This is a genomic window from Neobacillus niacini, assembly GCF_048572935.1.
In the GTDB taxonomy this organism is placed as follows: domain Bacteria; phylum Bacillota; class Bacilli; order Bacillales; family Cytobacillaceae; genus Neobacillus; species Neobacillus niacini.
In genome coordinates this window covers 64750-85639 of sequence record NZ_CP183883.1, presented here as the reverse complement: position 1 = coordinate 85639, position 20890 = coordinate 64750, and the positions used below count along the sequence as shown (strand labels likewise).

Sequence of the window (20890 nt, the reverse complement as noted above, 5' to 3'; positions counted from 1 at the left end):
AAATAACAAGCAATCAGCACAAGGAGGAAAAAGGATGACAATTTTTGAAGGATTTCATAATAGTTACGTATTGGCAAATGGTGTACGTACACATTATTCTTGGGCAGGGACAGAAGGGCCAGCTGTAATTTTACTACATGGGGCAGGACCTGGAGCCTGCGGCGCAGCGGGTTGGCGTTTTATGCTGCCTGCATTAGCTAAAGCTGGCTTCCGCGCATACGCAGTAGATCAACTATCAATGGGCTTCACAGATGCACGTCCTCACGCTTGGCCGGTAAAAGGTCATCAAAGCTTAGTGGATCATGTACATGATTTTATTGAAGCATTATGCCTAGATGAAGTATCGCTTGTCGGCAACTCACAAGGTGCTTACGTTGCAGCTAAATATGCAATTGACCATCCTGAGAAAGTAAATAAGGTTGTTTACATCGGCAGTAATACAATTTATCAAGCGATGCAAGAAGTGCCATTAAGAAAGTTGCGTTCATTCTTAGAAGTGATTGGTTACGATTATACAGAAGAATCATTACGTAAATTTATGTATCGCAATTCAAGTGAAGACACAGTCATTCCTGAAGAACTAATTCAACTGCGTCATCAAGCAGCCACTCGCCCAGGCATTAGAGAATCAAATCAAGCGTTCGATGCTTACTTAGCCAGAATGAACGAAGAACCAAAGCTTTGGGATCGTTATTGCATTAAAGAGACTTTACCAAAATTAAAAGTTCCCGGCATATTCATTTGGGGTAATCAAGATACTGTCGCACCAGTGGAGACAGGTTATAAGCTTGAGAAATTATTACCGAACATTAAATTCGAATATATCGAAAACTGCGGTCACCAAGCACAAACTGACCAGCCAGAAATCGTGAACAAACTTGTCATCGATTTTTTAGCAGTTGAAAAAGACCAAGCAGTTACAGCACAATAAACTATTTTGGAAAGGAATGATCAGATGTTAACAGTAGTTGAGAATAAAGCTTCTTATGAAGAAATTATGCAAAAAGCAAAGCGTATCGGTGAAGCTGCAGAGTTAGAAGCAATTGAAGCCGATTTTAACTCGACCATTTCTCCACGCATCGCGGATATTATCCGCAAGGAGGAAATTCATCGATTAATTTTACCGAAAGAATTCGGCTATCCTCAACTTGATTGGCGCACATTCGTTGATATGGTAAGCACAGTTGGATACCACAACTTATCTGCCTCGTGGTTAACATACTTCTTCTCCGTGCACAACTCTTGGGTATGCTACTATCCGAAGCACATTCGCGACGAAGTCATTAACCAAGGCGGCTTCGTAGCTGATGTATTTGCACCAATCGGCAAAGTAGAAGCAGTTGAAAATGGCTATATTGTTTCAGGTAAGTACAATTTTGTAAGCGGAATCAACTACTCCGATTGGGTTGGCGTTGGCGCAATGATGAAATTCGAGGACAGCAACAAGCCTGAGCGTGTAGGTATTTTATTAAAAGTTTCTGACTTAGAAGTTGTAAAAACTTGGGATTCATTGGGTCTTCGTGGATCAGGCAGTAATACATTAATTGTCGATAATGTTTTCGTTAAGCCTGAGGCTATATTACGCTTTAACAAAATTATCGAAAAAAGCCAGCCGCCGTATGAAGATTTCGATCAAGACTACTTATACTACAACACACCATTTTACCCTGGCTTCTATGTAGGGTTCGCAGCGATGGCTGTTGGCGGTGCAGAGCGTGTACTTGACGAATTCGAAAAGCATACAGCAGGCCGCGTACGCTTCTCCGGCATAAACGAAAAAGATTCTCCAACGAGCCAACGCGTGCTTTCGGAGTTAAAGCTTGAAATGCTCTCGGCTAAAAGTCTATTAAATGAATACATCGCAATGATGGAAAAGGATAGAGGCGGCCCATACGAAGGGGCAAAATATAAAGCAATCCGTGCATTGATCATCGATAAGTGTACACAAATCGGCGTAAAATCACTACTTACTTTAGGTGGACACGCATTATTAAAAGGTCATCCAGTCGAGCTATTCACTCGTGACTTAATGGCAATTGCAGTACACATTACTTCTTTATATGAAGACGGCATTTTAGGTTACGGCAGGCATTTATTCGGCGTTAATACAAACATTCAAGGATAATAGCAGCATTCGAAAATGTCGTTTATAAAGAGTGGATTCGTGTCTCTTATAAAAAACTATTAAACTATGAGGTGAATATAATTGGAAAAATTTCTTTACGCACCGGAAATTGCAAAATTAGGACACGTAGCTTTAGTGTCAGAAGATCTTGAAAAATCTTTATGGTTCTTCCGCGACACAATCGGCTTAGAAGAAACAGAGGTCGTAGATGGCGTACACTACTTAAGAGCATGGGGAGACTTCGAACACCATACCTTATCCATTACAGCTGGTGAAACTTCTCACATCGATCACATCGGCTGGCGTACAAAACGTCGCGAGGATGTAGCAACTTTCGCAAAATTATTAGAAGAGGCTGGTACAGACGTACATTGGATAGCTGCTGGAGAAGAAGTAGCACAAGGTGAAGCAATCCGCTTCGAATTACCAAGTGGTCATCGCTTCGAACTTTACTACGATATGGAAAAAACACCTGCTGATGAATCTCGCAAATCAGTACTTAAAAACCAAACGTATAAATCATGGGCGAAAGGCGTATCTCCACGCCGTATCGACCATGTTAACTTACAAACTTCCCACGATAACGCTGAAATTGTGAAATATTTACAAAAAGCATTAGGCTTCAAGCTGCGCGAATATTTCGTAAATCCAGACGATGTACAAGTAGCGAGCTGGTTATCGGTAACAAACTTAGTGCATGACGTAGCAATTATGTCTACATCACGTTCAAAACAGCCAAACGAAATGCACCATATTGCTTACTGGTTAGACAACGCACAAGACTTACTACGTGCTGCTGATATTTTATGCGAAGCTGATGTACAATTCGTAGGTCCAGGTAAACACGGTATTTCTCAAGCCATGTACATTTACGTAAAAGACCCAGGAAGCGGCTTACGTCTTGAAATTTTCACAAACGGATACTTAATCTTCGAGCCAGACTGGGAGCCAGTGAAATGGACGTATGAAGAATATTTGAAAAATGGTTCTGCATACTGGGGCGATCGTCGCCGCGATGACGTAGATCGTGAAGCACAAGTATTAGAATTAGCAAAATAATAATAACTAAACCACCAGTCTTCATGTGCTGACATGCTGGTGGTTTCAAGTAATAAATGTAGATAGGGAAATTATGGGAAGGGGTGTTACTGTTGAAAGCAATGTTAAAGGTGTTAGTCTTATCTTTAATTGGCGGTTATATTTTTAGCCTGCTGCACATCCCTATTCCTTGGATGCTTGGCCCAATTGTTATCGTCATGTTAGCCCAATTTGTCTATAAAGGACCGCTCAAATGGTCTAGCCAAATGCGTGATATAGGTGTCGTCATGGTTGGTACAGTAATAGGTGTACAATTTAACACCGATTTATTCGGCATGATGGGCCCACTTTTATTTTATATGATAACATTAAACATTATTTTAATTGGCGGCTCAATCGGCATTGCCTACTTAACGAGCAAGTGGGTAAAAATCCCGGTGAAAGCGGCTGTATTGGGCGCTATCCCAGGCGGTTTAGCTCAAATCGTCGTATTTGCTGAAGAAGAAAAAATTAAAGAAATTGGCGTTATATCTTATTTTCAAGTAATTCGGTTATTACTAGTCGTTGTATTTGTACCATTTATTGTTGCTGGTCAAGTAATGAGTAAGCAGCCAACTGAGGCAAAGCTAACGATTAGTTTAGTATTATTAATTGCACTTGCATGGGGTTGCTCCTATTTAACAAAACGAATTCATTTGCCAGTCGCATATTTCATTACACCAATTATTTTGTTAATTACGGTGCAACTCACAACACCGATCGCAATGCCACAAGTACCTGGTATCGTTATGGACGTCGCACAGCTACTCATCGGTGCCCATATCGGCTTAATGCTCAAGCCACAAATGATTAAGCTACCAGTACGTGTACTAGTAGGGGGAATTTTCAGCGCATTCGCACTGATTGCACTAACATTCGGCTCAAGCTTCTTAATGTCGTTTACATTGGACACTACATTCGCTACAAGTTTCCTAAGCACAGCACCAGGTGGTTTAGATCAAATGGTATTATTAGCTGATGAAGTTAATGCAGAGGTTTCGCTTGTTTCGATGTTCCAAACGTTCCGGCTGCTATTCATCTTTATTTTAATTATGCCTTTGATGAAAGTGTTTTACCGTTGGCGAGGGAAAAAAGAGATTCTCTACAACCAAGAAAGAAGCGTAGTAAAGTATTAATCTATAAGAGAATTTCTGAAAGTTTATATTAAGAATCAATAAGTATGACCAAGGCGCTCTAATGATTGAATTTAAATCAGTGGGGCTTTTTTTATTGATATTAATTAGGATGAAAGTGAATCATATATAATAGAAGGAACTCGTCAAAATAAGTCTTATCTGTTGATGAAGAAACGGCTTCGATTGTTTTAGATTTCAGGAAGAGTTAAATATATTTGTAACAAAAAAACGAAAAGACTTGGCGTTACTCCTCTGGTTCACAAATAAACTTTCAACCTAGGGAAATTCAATTGGTAATCCTTGCAGATTATAAAACGGTCTACCCGATTTAATCCTTAACCCTATTAAGGTTGAATAAAGATGGGATCATTCGATGCAATGTTATCTTATCCTTTTTTCAATATACTGTTTTCTTGAGTAATTTGATAAAAAAGCCGGCTCTTAATCCTCTAATGGAAGGAAGAATCGGCTTTTTATTTTCAGTTGAGTACCCAGCACCCCTTTTCAAAATATAGGTTTAGGTCTAACCAAGGAAATATCTACTAATAGTGTTTTATTGACAATAATACTAGATTAATATATTATTAATTCGAGATATGTAATTTAAAAATAATAAAATTAAAGATAAAAAGGAGATTTAAATATAATGAATGTATTAGTAGTTAAAGCAAACAATCGTCCAGCTTCAGAGGCTGTATCAAGTAAAATGTATGAAACTTTTATGGAGAACTTAGATGGTGTGAATGTCACTACGTTTGATGTTTTCGCTGAAGACATGCCTTATTTCGGCCAAGATTTATTCAACGCCTTCGGCAAACTTGAATCAGGTGAAGAAATGACGGACCTAGAAAAACGTCTTCTTGCTGCAAAACAAAAAGCAATGGACGCTCTTACAGCAGCTGACTTAGTAGTATTCGCATTCCCATTATGGAACTTAACAATTCCAGCACCATTACAAACCTTCATTGATTATGTTTACCAAGCTGGTTTCACTTTCAAGTACGATGAAAATGGTCAAGCAGTACAATTAATGACACACAAAAAGGCGATTATCCTAAGTGCACGCGGAGGGGTTTACTCAACACCGGAAGCGGCACCAATGGAAATGTCTGCAAATTATATTAAAAACGTTGTTGGCGGCGTATTCGGTATGGAAATCATTGACGAAGTTATTATCGAAGGACATGCTGCAATGCCAGCTCAAGCTGAAACGATTATTGCAGAAGGCCTAGAAAAAGTAAAAGAAGCTGCAAAGAAATTATCAGCAGTAGCTGTTTAATAATGCAGTAAACAAAGTGAAAGGCGCTTGGATATCCCAGCGCCTTTTTTTTTGTCTTTTAATCAAAGTATCGATTAATGTTTTGGCAAGTTTTGATTAGGGAAGTAACAAGCTTTTCCTCATTCCCATAAAAACGTGTAGATGGGAGCGGGATCGAGACTGCACTCCGATTTCCCAATCGGTCTACTACAACAGCTCCCACTGCACAAATACCTTCAATATGCTCTTCTCTTGAAAAAGCAACTCCCTCATTTCGGACTGTTTCTAACTCCTTTAATAACTCATCACGGTTTGTAATGGTTTTATCCGTGTACTGTTTTAGTTGTTCCGGTAACAGGTTTTCAACTTCAGTTATAGGCAGTGAAGCGAGGATGGCTTTTCCATTTGCTGTGCAATGCAAAGGAAATGACGCGCCAGGCTGTGAGGTTGCCTGCAGTGGATGTGCCGCGATGATTTGATCAACAAACAGCACCTTACCGTTATCTAAAATAGAGAGGTCGACCGTTTCATTAATCCTATTAGATAACTGGATCAAAAATGGTCTCAATTCTTCTCTCAAATCACTATTTACAGCGCTAGCAAGCCTCGCAATCTCAGGGCCAAGGCGAAACCCGCTGTTAGCAGACGCCACAGTAACTAGGTTTTCTTGCTCTAATGCAGCAACAATTCTTTGGACGGTTGATCTAGCTAAGTCTACTTCTTTTGATATCTGTGTAAGACTTAATCCTTTTGGGTGCTCTCTTAACGTTCGCAGTATTTTAGCTGCACGGGTAATAACCTGGATACCCGATGTTTTATTTTGGTCTTGAATATTGTTCAAGAAAAATACTCCCTTTCTGTTATGCCACTTCTATTAATTTAAAACTAGAATCTCCATAATTTCAAATATTGTGTTGAAGAAAAACTAATTAGAACCCAAATTAGACATACACGAAAATTTTTAATGATGCAGATTATTAGGAAAGCATAATTGACGTTAGTGTTGGAATTAATTATACTTAAAGTAACCACATTACGATACTAGTGTACCACAATGCGGTTACTCTTTTGCTGGTATTAAGATATTTGTTTTTTGAATATAAAAGATTTTTTAGTGTAAGAGAGGAGACCGGCAGGGATGAAAAGAGAATTCGGATTTGCTATTGTTGGAACTGGACTTATTAGTACTACTCATTATGAGCAAATATCAGCAATTGAAGGTGCAAAAGTCGTTGCTGTATATTCCCGAAGTGAACAAAAGGCAAAAGCACTTGCAGAAAAGACCTGTACAGATTGGTATACAAATTATCAAGAAATGCTAAAGAGGAAAGAGATTGATATTGTATCGATTATTACGCCCAGCGGAACTCATGCTGATATGGCGATAGAGGCTGCTTGGGCAGGAAAGCATGTAATCGTTGAAAAACCAATGGATATTTCCCTTGAGAAAGCACAGCAAATGATTGATGTATGCCGTGAGCACCATGTTAAATTAAGTGTTATTTCACAACATCGATTTGATCCATCATCAGTTAAGGTAAAAGCAGATATAGATTCAGGGAAAATTGGAAAAATGGTCCTCGGGCAAGCCTCTGTGAACTGGTATCGCCCTCAAAGTTACTATAATACTAGTAAGTGGCGGGGAACATTGAAAATGGATGGGGGCGGTGTCTTAATCAATCAGGCCATTCATACGATAGACTTATTTCAGTACTTTATGGGAGAGGTGGAAAGTGTATACGCACATACAGCCATTTTAGCTCATGAAGGAATTGAAGTGGAGGATGTGGCTGTTGCTACGGTGAAATTTAAAAATGGCGGGTTAGGAACCATTGTAGGGACAACAGCTGCCTATCCAGGTCTGTCAGCCCGGTTGGAGATTATCGGAACAAATGGTACAGCTGTGATTGAGAATGATCAGTTAATCAAGCATTATCTACGGGATCCTAAGAATGAAACAGAAGCTATCAACTTAGCGGAAATGAAAAGTCTTAATAGGGGAGACCTAAATGCTGCATCTGGCAACCCAGCGGCACTTGATGGCAGTTCCCACCGTTTACAGTTTATTGATATGATCAACGCTATTAAAGAAGATAGGGAACCACTTGTGAATGGGAAAGAAGGATTAAAACCATTAAAAATTATTTTTGCCATTTATCAATCTGCACGTACAGGTCAGCCTGTAAACATGGCGGATTTTTAACAAGTAATAGAAAAAGTATGTCAAAGTGTGTGCATTGAAAAATGGAATTGTTCCCTTGGACAGCAAAAATGAGGGGGCAAGGGAACAATATTGAGAGAATCGTTCCCTTGAATGAAGAATATAAAGGTTAGAGGGAGCAATACTTCGAGAATCATTCCCTTAAACGGCGAAAGCTAGGGTTCAAGGGACCAATATTTGAAATAATTTCGTTAATACAAACGATTAAGGAATTAAAGCAAAAAAGGCAGCAATCCGCTGCCTTTTTATGTGGTAATTTTACTAGTAAATTAGAGAGGTTTTTAATTAACAGCCATTTCTCTGCCCATTCCTCTAAAGCTTGAAGAGACTGTCGAAGTCCTGAACCTTTTTTTGTTAACGAATATTCAGTCCGTACAGGACGATCGGCAAGGACCTTTCTTAACACAATTCCACAGTCCTTAAGCTCTTCTATCCGTTGATTTAAAACTCTTTTACTTAAATCTGGTATATACGAAGTAGAGATATAGGATAGTCTTCATTGAGTGATCTCTTAGGAACTATAGGTATGATGGGGGGTGAGCAACTTTTCGCTTTTCCTCACTAAAGTGTGTTATTATTTTCCATAATAACCATTACGAAAGGATGGACAGGATGTCAATCGAAAGTGTAAAAGCCCATTTCAGGCAATGGGATAGAGAACAAGATGTGATGGAATTTGACACATCAAGTGCAACAGTGGATTTAGCAGCGGAAACAATAGGAGTTATTCCGGCCCGCATTGCAAAAACATTATCTTTTAGAGGTGAAGGGGAAAAAGCCCTTTTGATTGTCGCTGCCGGAGATGCGAAAATTGATAATAAGAAATTTCGTCATACCTTTGGGTTCAAGGCCAGAATGCTGACTCCGGAAGAAGTGCTCGAGCAGACCGGTCATGCAATCGGCGGGGTTTGCCCTTTTGGATTAAAAAATGAACTAGATGTTTACCTTGATGTTTCCATGAAAAGGTTCGATACCCTTTTCCCAGCATGTGGCAGCACCAATTCAGCGATTGAATTATCAAATGAAGAGATTTATCGCTATTCATACGCAAAAGAATGGGTGGATGTTTGTAAAGGGTGGGAAGAGACTGAGCAAGAAGAGAAGGTTAGTTAAAAAGAGTAATATTTGCGAGGTATAACATGAAAGAAGAAAGACGTGAAGTTATCTATCGTCAAGCTAAAGAATGGATATTAGAGGCAGGAGAATTAATCCGCCAGAAAATAAATGGTCCATTGATTGTTGAGACAAAATCAAATCCGAAGGATCTCGTTACAGCAGTTGATAGAGAAATAGAATATTTTCTAGCAAAAAATATAAAGCGTACGTTTCCAGATCATTATTTATTTAGTGAAGAAGGCTATGGTGAGGATTTAAAAACATTAGACGGTGTCATCTGGATTGTGGATCCTATTGATGGCACGATGAACTTTGTAAAGCAAAAAAGAAATTTCGCCATTTCGATTGGGATTTTTTATAACGGAATTGGTGAGATTGGTTTGGTCTATGATTGTATGGGTGGTAATCTTTACACAGCTATGAGGGGGAAGGGCGCCTATAAAAATGATGAAGGATTACCTGAATTAGCTCCAAATCTTACGCTTGAAGAATCGATTCTCGATTTTAATCATTATTTGTTATGTGAAAATGATGTAATCGATGAAATTGTCATGCAACGGTTAGTGGAAAAAATTCGCGGGGTAAGATCCTATTGCTGTGCCGCTTTAGCACTTGCTTACGTTGCAGAAGGCATTGTCGATGGTTATTTGACCAAGAAACTTGCCCCATGGGATATAGCTGGAGGAATGATTATCGCCAATGAAGTGGGGGCGGTTTCTACAAATTTGGATGGGAATTCCGTTAACATGCTGATGAATGAATCTACATTGACATGCCATCCTGCTATCCAGAAAGAAATCATTCATGATTATTTGAAAAAAGGGAAGAAGTAAGCAGGAGATTTGTATAGGAGTATAATTACTACCATTGTATGCTATAAAATTAACTAAAAAATCTCGGCAACTGGGGTTGTGGACAATCAGCCCAGTTGCCGAGGTTTTTTTGCTAATTGTAAAGTTTAAACTTTTTCAACTTTATAATTTACTAACAGAAGGCTTTGTTAACCTTGATTGTTGATTTGCGGTTTACTTGCCCGAATCCATGGGTGAACATTGATTTGGGTAAAGTGGAGGCATCCCATTTGACCGAAATCAACTTCACCATCATACTAATGCCTCCTTTATAAATGGTTTTGTTCCATTTTAAGATATGAAGTACAGATAGGGTAATATGTTAGGGGGTAATAATGGGTTAATAATATTGATGAAAACCAATAGATTGACAGGGTAATTAAACATCTGTAAACTTGAGTTAATCTTATTGTGATACACATGTATCATAATGCGGTTAATGATTCTTTTGATATTAAAAAATATGAATATACCAGAAATTAGATAATAACAGAAAAAGATGTGCCGACATTTTAAGTAATATGGGCATAGACTATGGTGCAATAACAACAATCCATACGAAAACAAGGAGCTAAAAAATGATTCGAGTAGTTTGTAAGGCAAAACTTAAACCAGGGGTAAATGTTGAAGAATATTTAATTCTTGCTCGTAAAGTTGTGACCGAAACCAGAAAAGAAAAAGGTTGTATTATGTATACTCTTCATGAAGATATCAATGATCCATCCATCCTTACAACGATTGAAGAATGGGAAAATGAAGAGGTTATCAACCTTCACAATAAAAGTGAACATATCATGAAATTTGTTCCAGAACTGAGGAAATTGAGAGAAAGCACAGAAATAAACCATTATAAAGAAGTGAAATAATGAAGTCCAATTTATTAGTCTTAATAAGAAAAGTCAGAGGCTCATTAAGTAAAAAAAAATAAAACAAATGGTGGGATAAACGATGATTAAAGGGATTAATCACAAAGGATTTCATGTAGTAGATATGGAACGCTCATTGGATTTTTATTGTAATAAGCTTGGTTTTATGAAAGCGTTTGAATTAAATCATCCAAATGGTGAACCGTGGATTGTCTATGTAAAAGTGGCTGATGGGTGTTTCATTGAATTATTTTACGGAGGTACCGAGGGAATAAAGAACAGAGCAGACCATATTTGTTTCGAGGTCGATGATATTTATGAAACAGCGGATCAATTGAAAAAAAGGGGAGTTGCTTTAGAAGATGAAATTTCGCAAGGCAGGGCTTTGAACCACCAATTCTGGGTACTAGACCCAGATGGAAATTGGCTGGAGTTTATGGAAATGAATCCTGAATCCCTACATATGAAAAGTTAAGTTAGGGGAAAAAACAAATCAATGGAAATTTGACGCCCCGCAGCACGTCCATCAACCTCTTATAGAAACGATAGTGGCTGGAGTCGGCAGCCAGTGCCCAAGCAAGGGAGTAACCGGTTCAAGAACCAACTGGGTCATAGGGGAAATTTGATAAGTGATACCATATGAGGGACGAAATAGGGGGCATAGAGATGAATACATCGAAATTATGGACAAAAGATTTTATTATCATGTCGCTATCCACATTTTTTGGGAGTTTGACCTTTTATTTATTAATTACAACTTTAACGGTTTATGCAATTGAAGAATTTAACGCTTCACAAAGCATGGCGGGTTTTGCGTCTAGTATCTTTGTAGTAGGTGCACTAGTTTCACGTATTTTTGCTGGAAAATATATTGAAGTCATTGGGCGTAAAAAGATGCTTTATGGCGGATTATTTTTATTTTTGATTATGATGTTGTTCTATTTTTTTGTAGGAAACATGAACGTATTATTATTAATTCGTTTTATTCATGGAGCAGCATTTGGGTTGTTTACCACAGTCATATCAACAGTTATTACAGATATTATTCCAAGTGAACGTCGAGGAGAAGGAATAAGCTATTTTTCATTAAGTATAACCCTTGCAATGGCAGTTGGCCCCTTCCTAGGTCTTTTTATCAGCCAACAAGGAAGTTTTACGATCATATTTGCAGTTTGTACACTTTTCTCCCTCATAAGTACGATTATCCTATTATTTGTGCATATTCCTGAAGGACATATCACAAAAGAACAGATTGAGGCGATGAAAGGCTTTAAGTTGAAAGATTTTTTCGAAATAAAGGCTGTTCCTATCGCAATCATAATTGCAATTATGGGTTTTACATACTCAGGCATACTCTCGTTTATGACTTCCTACGCTAAAGAAATAAATTTAATGGAGGCCGCAAGTTTCTTCTTCCTCATATACGCTGTCTTCATCCTGATTTCAAGACCCTTTACCGGACGGCTTTTAGATAAAAAAGGGGATAACATTGTGATATATCCAGCATTACTATTATTTGTGATCGGATTAGTCACTCTTAGTCAAGCCAACCATGGATTCATTCTCCTTTTAGCAGGAGCGCTAATTGGTCTTGGATATGGAACCATGAATTCTTGCTGTCAAGCTATTGCCATAAAGGAATCACCACGGCACCGAGTGGGCCTTGCTACCTCAACTTTTTTTGTGTTTTTGGATTTAGGAGTAGGAGTTGGCCCTTTTCTATTAGGATTTATCATTCCTATCGTTGGTTTTCGCGGCTTGTATTTAACCTTGGCAGTGGTCGTATTTGCGAGCATTTTTTTGTACCATGTACTCCATGGAAAAAAGAAACATTCAGAAAACAATATCCTGCAGGCGAGCTAGTAATTTAAGTTACTTATTTTCGTTACCTATCGTTTTGTGGATTGGTTAGAATCCAGACTTAGTTGGTGATAACTCCAATTTATTTAAAATGTGTTACCTTATGACATGGTTTTGCTACGTAAGGAAAAGTACAAAAAATAATCGTTAAAAATTTTCCCCTATCATAGTAATGGATACAAAAGAAGCTTTAGGATAAGGTTAACTTATCCTAGGCTTCTTTTTTTTGAAAAAATTTTAAAAACTTCCTAAACGGATACGTCGTCTAAATATAGGAAGGGGTGAAAGTAGTGGAAGAAATGATAATCGATGGAACAGCTATAGAAGATAAAGAACTCATCATTGATGAAATCATGAATCAGTATGGACAAGAAATTTTGCAGCTGGCGTATTCCTATGTAAATAATAAAGCAATTGCAGAGGATCTAACTCAGGATATCTTTGTTAAATGCTATAAAAATCTCCATACATATAGCGGGAAAGCAAAATTGAGAACCTGGTTGTGGCGGATTGCCATTAATCATTGCAAAGATTTCCATAGAAGCTGGTACCAAAAGAACGTGGTCATAGCAGGCGAGGAATTACCAATTAACGGTACGAAAAAGGAACTAGTAGAGCAGACTGTGATTCAAAGGGAAGAGGATGATGAATTAATTTCTGCCATTATGAAACTTCCGATTAAATATCGGGAGGTAATCTACCTTTTCTATTATGAAGAACTGCCAATCAAGGAAATCGCTGCAGTAACCGAAACAGGTGTTAATACGGTTAAAACAAGATTACGACGGGCTAAAGTGCTTCTAAAAGAACGATTGGAGGAATAACTGTGGAGGATCGTTTAAAAAACCTAAAGAGAGTAATGGATAAGAGAACATTTGCAGACTTACATTTTTCTGACCATCATCAGCACGCAGTGCACAAAAAAATTAACCAACAGCAAGAAAGTGATGAGGAAATTCTGCTGGCAGTCATGCAGCTTCTTGTTCATGAAAAAACAGGACATGAATTAACAGGGCTGCTTCGGGGACGGGGAATTCACAAATTCGAAAAGAACGAAGGTTTTTTGTATACCCTGTTACATCGTTTAGAGCAGTCTGGCTGCATCGAAACCAATTGGGATAATGCAGGTGCTAAATATTATTGGTTAAAGGATAAAGGCAGGAAATTATTGAACAAGGCAGAAAAAAAACGAACAAAACACCGATTGATTTTAAAGGAATTATTAGAGGGGTGAGTGTTCTGTGACAAATAATATTAAACAGATTTTCTTAAATCAGGTTACTGATCAAATCCGCTCAAAGGAAGCAAAAAATTATGTTGCAAACGAATTAAATTATCATTTAAAGGAAGCAAAAAGGAACTGGGTGGAAAAAGGATTATCAGAAAGTGAAGCAGAAGAAAAAGCTGTAGAGCAGATGGGAAGTCCAACTAAATTAGGAATCCAGATGAACAAGCTGCACCGTCCAAAGGTGGATTGGTGGCTGCTACTTCTTTTAGCTGCTGCGATGGGATTAAGCTTTCTGCCGATGTTCTCTCTCGGTTATATGAAAGACGGTTACTACTTTATCATTTCTAAGTTTCTCATTGCCTTTATAGGATTCGCTGCAACAATAGGCGTCATGCTGGTAGATTACCGAAAGTGGAAAAAGCACGGCTGGCTTTTTTACACAATCGGAATGTTGCTTCTATTCATCTTGGCATTTTTCTCGAACACTATGATAAATGGGCTGAAGCTATTAAAGCTTGGACCGGTTACAATTGAAAGTCTAATGGCATTGCCGTTCTTCTATCTAGCTTGGGCATCATTTTTCAATAATGGAAAATTAAGAGTTTGGCAATTTCTATTATTGTTTCTTAGCCCTATCCTGCTCTTTCTGGCCTTACCGAGTATTTCAACCATCTACCTATATTCTGTGATGGTATTCGTGATGCTTTGGTGGAGCAAATTCAGTAAAAGGGTTAAGTGGATGATCTCTGCTAGTACACTTGGATCCATTTTGTTGATGGTCTTATTGGTTTGGCCATTTATTAAGCCTTACCAGATTGTAAGACTGCTGGCGTTTGTTAATCCAGAGAAGTATGCCGACACCGAAGGGTTCATCATACTTCGGATACAGGAGATCATGTCAAAAGCTGGTTGGTTTGGACAGTCTGGTGCAAGAGAGTTCATACCAGAGGCACATACGAATTTTGTTTTTGTCAGCTTTACCTACTATTATGGCTGGATTTTTGGCGTATTGCTTGTAATGATTCTCCTGCTGTTTGCGGCTAGAATGATTGTAATCCAACCAAAGATTAAAGATTCTTATGGACAACTCCTTCTTATCGGCGGGGTGGCCCTTTATGGTATCCAGCTAGTTAGCAATATTGGTATGACACTGGGATTATTTCCTATGACTTCTATGTCATTGCCTTTCATTAGTTACGGTTTAATGCCGACCTTGCTTAATGCATTACTAATAGGGGCAGTGTTAAGTGTGTACCGTCAGAAAGATTTGGTATGGAAAAGTTAATGAAAAGAACTTTGAGTATTCCTAACGAATACCATTGACTTTCGCTAATATTATAAGTAATGTATGTCAATATCATCAGAAAACGCCTCTTTTTTTTAAGAAAAGAGGCGTTTTCTGATGAGTTTCTTCTATTATAATACATTCATTTCCTGTATAATACATTCATTTCCTGCTTTTTTACCAAGACACCCATATTTTTTTCATAGATTTTAACAATAGCACAGTGGTCCTCACTATCTTTCCCTAAGTCTTCCATTTCGTTCATATAATCAAGAACCATCTTAGACATCGGAATTTGAACATCCATTTCTTCTGCCAGTTTTACTGCGTTCTTAAGATCTTTTTGATGGACTGCAATTCTTGCACTTGCTTCGAAATTTCTGGACATTATTTTAGGAGCCTTCACTTCAAAAATAGGACTGCCTGCATATCCATCTTTTATAGCATAAAATAGTGTTTCAGGATCAAGTCCAGCCTTGACAGCAAAAGCTAAACCTTCTGACATGGCACCGAGATAACAACCTGCAATCATATTATTGGCCAGTTTCGCAATACTGCCACATCCCGATCTTCCCATATAGGAAACGGAAGTTCCCATAAAATGAAGGAGAGGACTAACTTCATCAAATGTTTGCTTGTCACCACCGCACATGAGGACAAGTGTACCAGCAATTGCTCCAGGCTCTCCGCCGCTAACAGGAGAATCTACAAGGCTTATTCCCACTTGCTTTGTCTTATCATACATTTCCCTAATCACAGTTGGAGACGTAGAACTAAGGTCTACAATAATAGTTCCTTTTTTTCCTCTATTTATGATTTCTTCTATACTATTTTTTACAAGATCATTAGAAGGGAGGCAGAGGAATATAATATCACTATTTTCATAAATTTCTTCTACATGATCTGGAGATTTCCCGCCGTTTCCTATAAAGATACTCCGCTTTTCAGTGAAAATATCATAACCCATTATGGGGTAATCGCATTTTTTTAAAAGATTTAGTGCCATAGGTAACCCCATTATCCCTAAGCCTATAAAACCAATTGTTTTATTAATAGGGAATCACTCCTTTCATGAGGATTAGCTGCCTTATTGATTGTATGTATGGCTCTATTTTCAGCTGCTAATGCTGCTTCTCTAACCGCTTCTGTTAGTGTAGGATGTGCATGGATGGTTTCGATTAAATCTTCAACGGTTGCTTCCATCCCGATAGCTAATGCGCATTCAGCAATAATGTCGGTTGCTCGTGGTCCTAAGATATGAACACCAAGGACTTCTTTATACTCTTTGCCGAGAATTACTTTGACCATACCTTCGCCGCCGTTTGTGATGAGTGCTTTTCCATTAGCCATGAGAGGGAAATGACCTGTTATATAATCAATACCTTCTTCTTTAGCCTTTTCTTCTGTTAAACCAACCCCTGCAAATTCAGGATTTGTATAGACACAGGAAGGAACTGTCTTACCATTATAAGAAGCTGACAGACCCATTGCATTTTCTGCAGCCACTTCACCCTGTGCAGAAGCTACATGAGCTAACATGACTTGACCTAAACAGTCACCGACAGCATAAACATTTTCAATATTTGTTTGCATTTTATTATTAACAGAAATTCTGCCTTTGTCGTTCTCGATACCGGCATTCTCAAGTTTCAGTGCCTCTGTATTTGTTCTTCTTCCAACAGCTACAAGTACTTTCTCCGCTTCAAAGCTAATTACTTCGCCTTTGTATTCAACTTTTACCATAGCACCAACGGGTGAATATTCAACGGACCTTACTTTTGCCTCTGTATAAATGTCAACGCCGTTCTTTTCCAATTTATTTCTTAATATTTCCGTTAATTCACCTTCCATCAGTGGCAGGAGCTTAGGCAGTGCTTCAATGATGGTTACTTTTGTACCAAATTGGCTGTATACGGATGCAAATTCTACACCGATTACGCCGCCGCCAATTACAAGAAGTGATTTAGGAACCTCCGAAAAGGAAAGGGCGCCTGTAGAATCAATACAGTTATCATTTTCTTTTATACCTGGAATCGGAGGTATTGCTGGAACGGATCCAGTTGCAATAATTATTTTCCCGCCCGACAACTTTTCTTTCGTTCCATCTGCTTTGGTTACGGCCAATGTATCGGAAGTAACAAACTCAGCTGTTCCATTTATTACCTTTATTTTGTTAGCCTTCATTAAGCCCTTTATGCCATTTACAAGCTGACTGGAGACACTATCCTTTTTCTTCAATACCTTCTTCCAATCAAAACCATTAACATTAACATGAATACCGAAGTCATTTGCAGACTCAGCCTCCGCTAATAAATCCGCAGCATGCAGCAGTACTTTTGTAGGAATACAGCCAACATTTAGGCATGTACCACCTAGTTTGCTTTTTTCAACTAATGTTACTTTGGCGCCTAGTTGAGCCGCCCTGATAGCAGCCACATATCCACCAGGTCCTCCTCCGACAACGATGATTTCTTGACTTTCGTTTGACAATGTTACGAACCCCCTTGTGTGAAAACAATCTCGCGTAGATTTTCTTTTAAGAATTAGAGAAGTATATTAATAGGTTCTTCAAGTAATTTTTTGATATCTAGTTGGAATAAAGCAGCTGCTGATCCGTCCAAAAGTCGGTGGTCGAATGTCAAAGATATTTTCATAACTTGTTTCTTAAATACTTTTCCTTCATCGTCCATATCCAGTTCACTTTGAATGGTATTTACTCCAAGTATCGCCGCGTCAGGTTGATTAATGATTGGTGTGAATGATTCAACGCCATACATACCTAAATTAGAGATGGTAAAGGTAGAGCCTTTATATTCATCTATATTTAGTTTTCCTTCTCTTGCTCTTACAGCCAAATCTTTTGCTGCTGCGGATAATTCTTCGATACCCATTTTGTCTGCATCCTTGATAACAGGTACAATAAGGCCTTCGTCCATTGAGACAGCCATTCCAAGATTAACATGGGCACGTTTGATAATCTTGTCTCCATCAAGGCTTACTAAAATATTTTTATTGTTTTTCAATGCTTTCGCTACAGCTTTTAACATAAAATCATTTACTGATAATTTTGTATCTCTGTTTGCATTAAGTTGCTTCCTAAACTCCATTAACTTTGTAACGTCAATTTTGACATCTTGAGTCACAACAGGAATTTCATTGTGGGATTTGTACATTCTTTCCGCAATTGTTTTTCTCATTCCGGAAAGTTTAACAACTGTATCTCCATCCATTAATTCAATATTTTCGTGTTTTAGAGCTGCAGGTGCTGGGCTAACTTGTCCAGGAGCTTCAACTTTTGGCTCTTCTGCCTTTTTAAGGATATCCTGTTGGATAATTCTTCCTCCTGTACCGGATCCTTTGAGAGTTGTATAATCTACGCCCATTTTTTTAGCTGTTTTCTTTGCAAGAGGAGAGATTTTTATTCTTCCTCCTATCTCTATAGGTAAAGGTTCAGCCGTTTCTTCTACTTTTACTTCCACATCCATAGGCAGTAATTCTTCTACAGCCACAGCTACTTCATCTACTATACCTACTGATTCGCCTGCTTCTCCAATATAGGCTAATAGACCTTTAACAGGAATATCTTCGCCTTCTTGTGCTACTATTTTCAATAAGACTCCTTCTACGTCACTCTCTAGTTCACTTGTCAATTTATCTGTTTGGATCTGTGCAATCGGGTCCCCAACTTTTACTACGTCACCCTCTTGCTTTAACCATTGGTCTACGGTTCCTTCTTCCATCGTAAGACCTAACTGTGGCATTCTAATTTCTACAGCCATAACTATTACCCTCCAACCTATTTTCATAAACTTATCGTTTAATTCTCTTAATCCACCGTAAATATACGTTTTAAATTACGCTAAACTAACTGCTTTATTTAGCACTCTTTTTACGGCACTGACGATATCATCCACTTGTGGGAAATTTGCATCCTCGAGCGGCGGGCTGAAAGGTGATACGATATTAAGTCCCGCAACCCTTTCAACAGGTGAATCTAGTTCATCAAATAGTTCCTCCATAATTTGTGCGCTAATTTCACCGCCAAAACCGCCTCTTTTAACGCCTTCCTCAACCACGACTACATTATGTGTTTTTAAGACCGATTTCTTAATCGCTTCCCAATCAAGCGGAACGAGTGTACGGAGATCTAATACTTCTGCATCAATACCTGATTTTGCTAATTCCTTAGCCGCATCTAAGGCAAAATAAACCTGTCTGCTCCATGTAATGATGGTTATATCTTTACCTTCTCTTTTTACATCCGCTTCACCTAGAGGGATTATATATTCACCTTCAGGAACTTCTTCTTTCTTTGCATAAAGGAGCTTATGCTCTAAGAATACGACAGGGTCGTTATCCCTGATAGCTGCTTTAATTAAACCTTTTGCATCTTTTGCAGTGGATGGACAAACCACTTTTAAACCAGGAATATGGGCAAACAGCGCTTCTAAACATTGTGAGTGTTGTCCGGCATTTCTTCGTCCTGCTCCCATAGGTGCCCGAATAACCATTGGCATTGTAAGTTGTCCGCCAGTCATATATCTTAATTTTGCAGCTTGGTTCATAACAGGGTCTAAACTAACACTAATGAAATCATTGTACATTAGTTCAACAACGGGCCTGATTCCTCTCATAGCTGCACCTACTGCCATTCCAGTAAATCCTAGCTCTGAAATAGGTGTTTCTATCACTCTATCAGAACCGAATTCATCTAAAAATCCTAAAGTCAAAGCAAATGGGCTGCCCATTTTTCCTAAATCTTCGCCCACCATAATGACATTTTCATCCCTTACCATTTCTTCATGCATGCCTTCTCTGATTGCAGCACTTACGCTTATTTTTTTACTCATCGTGCAACACTCCTTTCATTATCTTGAGAATATACATCAGTTGTTACTTCACTGAGATCAGGATATGGGGAATTAACGGCAAATTCATATGCCTCATCAATTTCCTTTTTCATCGCTGCATCGATTTCTACTAATTCTGCTTCGGTCACATCGTTTTCAAGCAAGTATTCTTTAAATCTCTTAATCGCATCTTTTTTATAGGCTTCTTCTATATATTCTTTTGGACGATAGCTTGAAGGATCACCACAATAATGTCCTTCATGTCTGAACGTTTCACACTCTACGATGGATGGTCCGTTGCCTGCTCTTGCGTAATCGACAGCTTCCTTGACAGCTTCATATACGGCCAATACATTATTTCCATCAACTGTTTTACCAGGAATATCATAAGCTACAGCTCTTACAGAAAGATTAGGTGTGTTTGTTACAGATTTGATGTCAACCGAAACTCCAAGGCCATTATTTTCGATTAAGTAAACAACAGGTAATTTCCATGTTGCGGCCATATTAATGGATTCATGAAAAGCACCAGTATTCGCACCAGAATCACCGAAAAAGCAAAGTGTTACTTCATCTTGCCCCTTAATTTTTGAAGCTAAGGCAGACCCTGTAGCTATTGGGATACCTGCACCAACAATACCGTTAGCACCGAGAATACCTAGGTTAACATCCACAATATGCATAGAACCGCCTTTTCCTTGACAATAGCCTGTTGCTTTCCCAAATAATTCAGCCATCGTTCTATCTGTTTTTGCACCTTTTCCAATACAATGGCCGTGCCCTCGGTGGGTACTTGTAATAAAATCTCTTTTTTCAAGGGCATAGTTTGCACCGACTGCAGTTGCTTCTTGACCAATACAAAGATGGATATTTCCTGCTAACTCACCCTTGTTAAAGCATTCTCCAGCTTTTGTTTCAAACGTCCTAATCCTCACCATTTCTTCATACAACTTAACTAGAAATTCTTTTGAATATTTATTTTCTGTTTCAATTGTGCTTAGTACGTTAACCAATTTC

The 20890-nt window shown here is 38.4% G+C and carries 22 protein-coding genes; 14 read left to right on the top strand and 8 right to left on the bottom strand.

Annotated features, from left to right (window positions below; genetic code table 11):
• Positions 1–34 precede the first annotated feature (34 nt).
• From ACN6MT_RS00455 to ACN6MT_RS00435, 5 genes are all read left to right on the top strand, one after another.
• Positions 35–931: an alpha/beta fold hydrolase gene (locus ACN6MT_RS00455; protein WP_419954363.1), complete on the top strand. Its 897-nt coding sequence runs from the start codon at positions 35–37 to the stop codon at positions 929–931.
• A gap of 24 nt (positions 932–955) precedes the next feature.
• Complete coding sequence (locus tag ACN6MT_RS00450) at positions 956–2125, top strand: acyl-CoA dehydrogenase family protein (RefSeq protein ID WP_419954362.1); 1170 nt, start codon at positions 956–958, stop codon at positions 2123–2125.
• 81 nt (positions 2126–2206) lie between these two features.
• Positions 2207–3184 (top strand): VOC family protein, encoded by a 978-nt coding sequence (locus ACN6MT_RS00445; RefSeq protein WP_419954361.1) that lies wholly within the window; start codon positions 2207–2209, stop codon positions 3182–3184.
• 101 nt (positions 3185–3285) lie between these two features.
• The gene (locus ACN6MT_RS00440) at positions 3286–4338 is read left to right on the top strand and encodes an AbrB family transcriptional regulator (protein WP_419956357.1); all 1053 of its coding nucleotides are present in this window, start codon (positions 3286–3288) and stop codon (positions 4336–4338) included.
• Positions 4339–4984: 646 nt separating this feature from the next.
• Complete coding sequence (locus tag ACN6MT_RS00435) at positions 4985–5617, top strand: FMN-dependent NADH-azoreductase (protein WP_419954360.1); 633 nt, start codon at positions 4985–4987, stop codon at positions 5615–5617.
• Positions 5618–5675: 58 nt separating this feature from the next.
• Here the strand turns inward: ACN6MT_RS00435 and ACN6MT_RS00430 are convergent, their stop codons facing one another.
• Positions 5676–6437 carry an IclR family transcriptional regulator gene (locus tag ACN6MT_RS00430; protein WP_419954359.1) on the bottom strand — a complete coding sequence of 254 codons (762 nt, stop codon included), beginning with the start codon at positions 6435–6437 and terminating at the stop codon, positions 5676–5678.
• 297 nt (positions 6438–6734) lie between these two features.
• On the opposite strand from ACN6MT_RS00430, the gene ACN6MT_RS00425 reads away from it, so the two are divergent.
• On the top strand, positions 6735–7799 hold the full coding sequence (locus ACN6MT_RS00425; RefSeq protein ID WP_419954358.1) for a Gfo/Idh/MocA family protein: 1065 nt from the start codon (positions 6735–6737) through the stop codon (positions 7797–7799).
• Between the two features lie 151 nt (positions 7800–7950).
• On the opposite strand, the gene ACN6MT_RS00420 is transcribed toward ACN6MT_RS00425, so the two are convergent.
• Positions 7951–8250: a winged helix-turn-helix transcriptional regulator gene (locus tag ACN6MT_RS00420; protein WP_419956356.1), complete on the bottom strand. Its 300-nt coding sequence runs from the start codon at positions 8248–8250 to the stop codon at positions 7951–7953.
• Between the two features lie 179 nt (positions 8251–8429).
• On the opposite strand from ACN6MT_RS00420, the gene ACN6MT_RS00415 reads away from it, so the two are divergent.
• Both ACN6MT_RS00415 and ACN6MT_RS00410 read left to right on the top strand, forming a co-directional pair.
• Positions 8430–8930: a YbaK/EbsC family protein gene (locus tag ACN6MT_RS00415; protein WP_063254239.1), complete on the top strand. Its 501-nt coding sequence runs from the start codon at positions 8430–8432 to the stop codon at positions 8928–8930.
• Between the two features lie 26 nt (positions 8931–8956).
• Positions 8957–9766 (top strand): inositol monophosphatase family protein, encoded by an 810-nt coding sequence (locus tag ACN6MT_RS00410; RefSeq protein WP_419954357.1) that lies wholly within the window; start codon positions 8957–8959, stop codon positions 9764–9766.
• A 151-nt stretch (positions 9767–9917) separates the two neighbouring features.
• Here the strand turns inward: ACN6MT_RS00410 and ACN6MT_RS00405 are convergent, their stop codons facing one another.
• A complete protein-coding gene (locus ACN6MT_RS00405) occupies positions 9918–10040 on the bottom strand; it encodes a hypothetical protein (protein ID WP_419954356.1) in 123 nt (40 codons plus the stop codon).
• Between the two features lie 322 nt (positions 10041–10362).
• Here ACN6MT_RS00405 and ACN6MT_RS00400 point away from each other — a divergent pair, with 322 nt between their 5' ends.
• The 6 genes from ACN6MT_RS00400 (at position 10363) to ACN6MT_RS00375 (ending at position 15023) form a co-directional block, all read left to right on the top strand.
• The gene (locus tag ACN6MT_RS00400; protein WP_419954355.1) at positions 10363–10650 is read left to right on the top strand and encodes a putative quinol monooxygenase; all 288 of its coding nucleotides are present in this window, start codon (positions 10363–10365) and stop codon (positions 10648–10650) included.
• Positions 10651–10732: 82 nt separating this feature from the next.
• Positions 10733–11125: a VOC family protein gene (locus tag ACN6MT_RS00395; RefSeq protein ID WP_419954354.1), complete on the top strand. Its 393-nt coding sequence runs from the start codon at positions 10733–10735 to the stop codon at positions 11123–11125.
• Positions 11126–11316: 191 nt separating this feature from the next.
• Positions 11317–12513 (top strand): MFS transporter, encoded by a 1197-nt coding sequence (locus tag ACN6MT_RS00390; protein WP_419954353.1) that lies wholly within the window; start codon positions 11317–11319, stop codon positions 12511–12513.
• 296 nt (positions 12514–12809) lie between these two features.
• Positions 12810–13334, top strand: coding sequence for a sigma-70 family RNA polymerase sigma factor (locus ACN6MT_RS00385; RefSeq protein WP_419956355.1), 525 nt, complete (start codon positions 12810–12812; stop codon positions 13332–13334).
• 2 nt (positions 13335–13336) lie between these two features.
• A complete protein-coding gene (locus tag ACN6MT_RS00380) occupies positions 13337–13744 on the top strand; it encodes a PadR family transcriptional regulator (protein WP_419954352.1) in 408 nt (135 codons plus the stop codon).
• 7 nt (positions 13745–13751) lie between these two features.
• On the top strand, positions 13752–15023 hold the full coding sequence (locus tag ACN6MT_RS00375; RefSeq protein WP_419954351.1) for an FtsW/RodA/SpoVE family cell cycle protein: 1272 nt from the start codon (positions 13752–13754) through the stop codon (positions 15021–15023).
• 142 nt (positions 15024–15165) lie between these two features.
• Here the strand turns inward: ACN6MT_RS00375 and ACN6MT_RS00370 are convergent, their stop codons facing one another.
• The 5 genes from ACN6MT_RS00370 to ACN6MT_RS00350 all read right to left on the bottom strand — a co-directional run bounded on the left by ACN6MT_RS00370 (position 15166) and on the right by ACN6MT_RS00350 (position 20811).
• Positions 15166–16029 (bottom strand): NAD(P)-binding domain-containing protein, encoded by an 864-nt coding sequence (locus tag ACN6MT_RS00370; RefSeq protein WP_419954350.1) that lies wholly within the window; start codon positions 16027–16029, stop codon positions 15166–15168.
• Positions 16030–16052: 23 nt separating this feature from the next.
• The gene (lpdA, locus tag ACN6MT_RS00365; protein ID WP_419954349.1) at positions 16053–17513 is read right to left on the bottom strand and encodes a dihydrolipoyl dehydrogenase; all 1461 of its coding nucleotides are present in this window, start codon (positions 17511–17513) and stop codon (positions 16053–16055) included.
• A 53-nt stretch (positions 17514–17566) separates the two neighbouring features.
• Entirely contained in the window at positions 17567–18802 is a 1236-nt protein-coding gene (locus ACN6MT_RS00360) for a dihydrolipoamide acetyltransferase family protein (RefSeq protein WP_419954348.1), read from the bottom strand.
• 75 nt (positions 18803–18877) lie between these two features.
• The gene (locus ACN6MT_RS00355; protein WP_419954347.1) at positions 18878–19873 is read right to left on the bottom strand and encodes an alpha-ketoacid dehydrogenase subunit beta; all 996 of its coding nucleotides are present in this window, start codon (positions 19871–19873) and stop codon (positions 18878–18880) included.
• The gene (locus ACN6MT_RS00350; protein WP_419956354.1) at positions 19870–20811 is read right to left on the bottom strand and encodes a thiamine pyrophosphate-dependent dehydrogenase E1 component subunit alpha; all 942 of its coding nucleotides are present in this window, start codon (positions 20809–20811) and stop codon (positions 19870–19872) included. The genes ACN6MT_RS00355 and ACN6MT_RS00350 overlap by 4 nt, the downstream gene beginning before the upstream one ends.
• Positions 20812–20890 lie beyond the last annotated feature (79 nt).